Annotated in this window: 4 protein-coding genes; 1 reads left to right on the forward strand and 3 read right to left on the reverse strand. The window is 68.3% G+C overall.

What is annotated here, in order from left to right:
• The 3 genes from Q0716_RS00595 to Q0716_RS00605 form a co-directional block, all read right to left on the reverse strand.
• A partial coding sequence (locus Q0716_RS00595) for a TolC family protein (RefSeq protein ID WP_299018553.1) occupies positions 1-467 on the reverse strand: 467 nt, incomplete at its 3' end.
• 2 nt (positions 468-469) lie between these two features.
• A complete protein-coding gene (locus tag Q0716_RS00600; RefSeq protein WP_299018555.1) occupies positions 470-1,795 on the reverse strand; it encodes a glycosyltransferase family 2 protein in 1,326 nt (441 codons plus the stop codon).
• A gap of 2 nt (positions 1,796-1,797) precedes the next feature.
• Positions 1,798-3,192, reverse strand: coding sequence for a diguanylate cyclase (locus Q0716_RS00605; RefSeq protein ID WP_299018558.1), 1,395 nt, complete (start codon positions 3,190-3,192; stop codon positions 1,798-1,800).
• Between the two features lie 224 nt (positions 3,193-3,416).
• Here Q0716_RS00605 and Q0716_RS00610 point away from each other — a divergent pair.
• Positions 3,417-4,693: TolC family outer membrane protein (locus Q0716_RS00610; protein ID WP_299018560.1), on the forward strand; the 1,277-nt coding region annotated here is incomplete at its 3' end.

Here is a 4,693-nt window from a genome sequence, read left to right on the forward strand (position 1 = left end):
GCCTCGCGAGCCTGCGCGGCGGCCAGGGCCACGTAGGCCCGGCGCACCTCGGTGCGCACGGCCTGGCGCGCGTCCTGCTCGCGCAGGCGGGCCGCTGCCACGGCCGTGTCGGCCTCGTCCAGGGCGCGCTGCGCGGCCAGCCGGCTGCCCAGCAAGGGCCAGCGCACACCAAGCTGAACCTGGCCGCGTTCGTAGCGGCGCACGGTGGTGTCGGTCAGGGCCTCGCGTGCGCGGGCCAGCCCCGCCCCGGCCTGCAGCCGCGCACCGTCGAGCGCCTGCGCGGCCTCGCGCTGATGCAGGCGCTGCTCCAGCTCGGCCTGGGCCAGGCGGCGTGCCAGGGCCTGGTCCAGAGCCTGGGCTTCCCAGGCGGCCAGCGGCAGGCTGCCGGCCCGGGCAGCCGGCGCGAGGGCGGCCAGGCCCAGCACCAGGGCCGCCGCATGCCGCCAGACGAGCAAGATGCGCCGCATGATCAGAACTTGGTCTTGCGCAGCACCCACCAGGGTGCCATCGAGGAATCGAGATGGGCCTTCAGGAACATCTCCTGCAGCGTCGACAGCGAGCAGTGCACACGGTTGACGAAGGCGAACAGCGGGAACGGCACCAGCCAGCCCAGGTAGGCCAGATCCTCGAGCGGCCGTTCGGACACCACCACCACATACAGCAGGAAGTACAGCACCAGGGCGGCCAGGTAGACGACGTAGACGAACCCGAGCACCCCCAGCACCGCGCCAGCGGGCAGCGTCCAGAACAGCACCCCGGTGTAGGCCACGATCATGAAGGGCATCACCACCTGCAGGAACAGGCCGTTGAAGGTGACAAAGAGGAAGTTGGGCCAGCCCAACAGCCGCGGACGCAAGTTGTAGCGGAACTTGCGTACATACAGATAGAACAGGTCGCCATCCCAGCGCAGGCGTTGGCGGAAGAAGCCGCGCCAGGTGTCGGGCGCATCGGTGTGGCCCACGGCATGCGGATCGAAGACGATGCGCAAGCCCGGGTGGCGGCCGAAGTACTGCTTGATGCGCAGCGTGATGTCCAAGTCCTCGGCGGTGCCGGCATCCCAGCCGCCCAGGTTGCGGATGAAGGCGGTGCGGAACACGCCAAAGGCTCCCGAGATGTTGTTGACGAGGTTGAACTCCGACAGCCCGGTCTTGCCCGCCCCGATGGACAGCATGTACTCCAGCGCCTGCAGGCGTGTCACCATCGATCGGCCGGCGTTGCGCACACGCAGGCAGCCGGCCACGCCCACCACGCGCGGGTCGTCGAAGTGTCGCGTGGCGTGGCGCACCATGTCGTTGTCGAACGAGGTGTCGCCGTCCAGCGCCATCACCACCTCGCCGGTGGCGATCTGCAATCCCGCGTTGAGTGAGGACACCCGCCCGCCGCGCTGCCACTTGGGCAGCACGATGAGCTGCCGCCTCGGCAAGCCGGCGACCAGATCCTGGGCGCGCCGGGCCGCCTCCAGCGTGGCCCGGTTCTGCACGGCCCCGTCCACCATCACGACGATCTCGATGAATCCGGGATAGTCCTGCTGAGCCAGGCTGTGGATGGTCTTGCGCACATCCTCGCCTTCGGCATAGCAGGTGACCAGACAGGACACCCTGGGATAGCGTTCGCGCTGCCGGTCGGGTCGGTGCTCGCGCAGGCCAAAACGCACGATGCCGGCCATCACGAGGACGTACAGCGGCAGCTCCAGCAGCAGCACGAAGGGGAAGAATTTGAGGGCGATCTCCAGCCAGCCCTGTTCACTGGTGGACAGGACGAGCGTACCGAAAGCATGAACCGCTTGCTCCCACATGCTCAGGCTTCGGCCAGTCGCTGCATCAGGCGGTCGCAGTCGTCGCCGGCGCGCAAGTCCTCGGGCACGGCCAGGCAGGTGATGCGCGCGCGCAGGCCCACACCGCCCTCGGCACGGGCCTGCTGGTCCAGCAGATGCTGCACACGCGCGGCCAGCCCAGCGGCCTGCGAAAAAGGCAGGAAGAACCACAGCCGCTCCTCCGCCGTGCGTGTGGTCACATCCGAGGCGCGCAGCAGCTCGTGCAGACGGCGGGCGAATTCATCGAGCATCAGGTAAGCCCGCGCCGCGCCGTGGCGCTCGACGAATTCGGCCGCATTCAGGAACTCCACCATCATCAGGCCGAACTGCATCTGCGCATGCCGCGACCGGGCGGCCAGGGCCCAGTTCACGAGCTGGCGGAACTCCGTCGGCACCACGTAGTTGGCGCTGTCGAGGGCCGCCATCGATTCCTGGACCTGCCCGGCACGCAGCGCGGCGCGGCCTTGGGCACTCAGCCGCAGGGCGCTGATCTCGTGCACGTCCAGCTCGCTGGGCTCGGCCGTGGTGTTGCAGTCCAGACAGCGCGCTTGCACGGCCGATTCGACGAAGACATGGTGGCAACTTGCGCAGGCTAGTTGCGTCAGCGGGCGGTCGTAGTCCACGCCGATGTGGCGCAGACGGGCCGCGCACTTCGGGCAGCTCAGCCCGGACTCCCCGCGGAAGTCGGCCTCGGGTGCGACATGGCCACAGGTGAAACAGTGCAGGGAAGGCGACTTGCGGATCTCGATGCTGCTGCAATGCGGGCAGACATCGAGATAGTGCAGATGGGCGCTACCGCAAGAGCGGCAATGACGCGTGCGATCGATCAGCCGCGAAGGCTCCAGCAGGCCTCGGCGCACGAGCGCCACCCTCGCGACCATGGGATCCTCGCCCTCGCGCGCCAGCATGTCCAGCACGGGATAGTGATACAGCGAAGCAAGGTGACGGTCGCGCACAGGCAGCAGCTCGGCCCCGTCGCGCTGGACCAGGAAGTACAACACTCGCTCGTCGAAATGCAGGGCCTGCGCTTCGAGATTCAGGCTGCGGCGCACGGCCAGCGCGCGCTCCCCAGCCTGGCGGGCCTGCTCGATGCTTCCTACCCCGTCCAGCCAGGCGGCCCGCGCGCCGGCCTCCTCGGCCCACACGGGACGGTCCCACCACTGCGAGGCGCGGATGCGTGCGACCATCGCCCGCAGCGTCGCATCGTCCCAACCGGTCAGGTAAAAGGCCAAGGCCTGCGCCCCGCTGCGCTCCCAGGCGTTCCAGGAATCGAACTCGCCACCGGCCGACCCGACGCCCGGGGCCAGCGGCCCACGCAGCACGGCCACGTGCAACTGGCGGCGATCCTCCGTCGATGGGGCGAGCAGTTCGGTGAACAAGAGATTTCTCCGTAGCCTCTTTCGAGGCCTGGATTCAGTCATTTGTAACTGAGTTTATCCCAGATTGTACATTAGCCGGTATGCAGCGCCGGGGTGACGGGAGGTGCGGATGCGTTGGCCCAGAGACCCGCGGAAAACTGATTCGGATGATACCGAACGCGGTTGTGCGTGTAAGTCCTGTGGGTCCGGAAGCCGGCACCCACCCAACCGAAAAGAGGTTCCCCATGAAAACCATCCCGATGATCACGGCCGTGGCAGCGGCCGTGATGGTGCTTGTCACACCCGTTCATGCGCAGACCCCGGCCCCCGCGCCGGCGTCGGCGCCCGCCGCGCAGGTGGCTGCGCTGCCCCCGGCCTTGGTGGAGGCGGTCAAGTCGGCCATCGTCAACAACCCGGAGGTGCAGGCACGCTGGCACGCCTTCACCGCCGCCGATGCCCAGAAAGACGTTGCGGCCGCCGGCTGGCGTCCCTCGGTGGACCTGAGCTACGGCATCGGGCGCGAGCACCGGGTCGATCCCCCCGGCACGCCGGAGCAGCGCTTCAACCGGTCGGCCGCCAGCCTGACGCTGACCCAGACGCTGTTCGACGGCTTCTTCACCCCCAGCGAGGTCCAGCGCCTGAGCTACGCCAAGCTGACCCGTTATTACGAGCTGCTGGAAGCGGCGGAAAACATCGCGCTGGAGGCGGTGCGCGCCTACGCCGACGTGGCGCGCTACTCGGCACTGGTGCAGGAGGCCAAGGCCAACTACGTCGAACACAAGCTGACCGCTCAGCAGATCGAGGAGCGCGTCAAAGCCGGCGTGAGCCGCCGCGTGGACATGGACCAGGCCACCGGCCGCCTGGCGCTGGCCGAGTCCAACCTCCTGACCGAAATCTCCAACCTGCACGACGTCAGCGCCCGCTACCAGCGCATCCTCGGCGTCAAGCCGCCCGCGACGCTGCCCGCGATCCGCGAGGGCTTGCGTTTTGCCGGGGTGCCCGCCAACATGGGCGAGGCGATGCGCGCCGGCCTGCCGGCGAGCCCCACCATCAACGCGGCCTACGAGAATGTGCGTGCGCTGCGGCAGGAGATCGAGTCGCGCAAAGCCGCCTACTGGCCGCGCGTGGACTTTCGCATTCGCCAGACGTGGGGGCGTGACATCGACAATGTCAATGGCCGCACCCGCGATCTGACGGCCGAAATCCTGCTCAACTACAACCTGTACCGGGGCGGCGCCGACCAGGCGCGCGAGAAGCAGGCGGTCGAGCTGCACAAGCAGGCGCGCGATCTGCAGGAGAAGGCCTGCCGCGACGTGCGCCAGACGCTGGCCATCGCCTACAACGATGTGGTGCGCCTGCGCGAGCAACTGGGCTATCTGGACCAGCACCGCCTGTCGACCGAGGTGGCGCGCGAGGCGTATCGCCAGCAGTTCGACATTGGCCAGCGCACGCTGCTGGACCTGCTGGACACGCAGAACGAATACTTCGAGGCCAGCCGCGCCTACCTGAATGCCCAGTACAA

It is taken from the genome of uncultured Tepidimonas sp. (assembly GCF_938045175.1).
In the GTDB taxonomy this organism is placed as follows: Bacteria; Pseudomonadota; Gammaproteobacteria; order Burkholderiales; family Burkholderiaceae_C; genus Tepidimonas.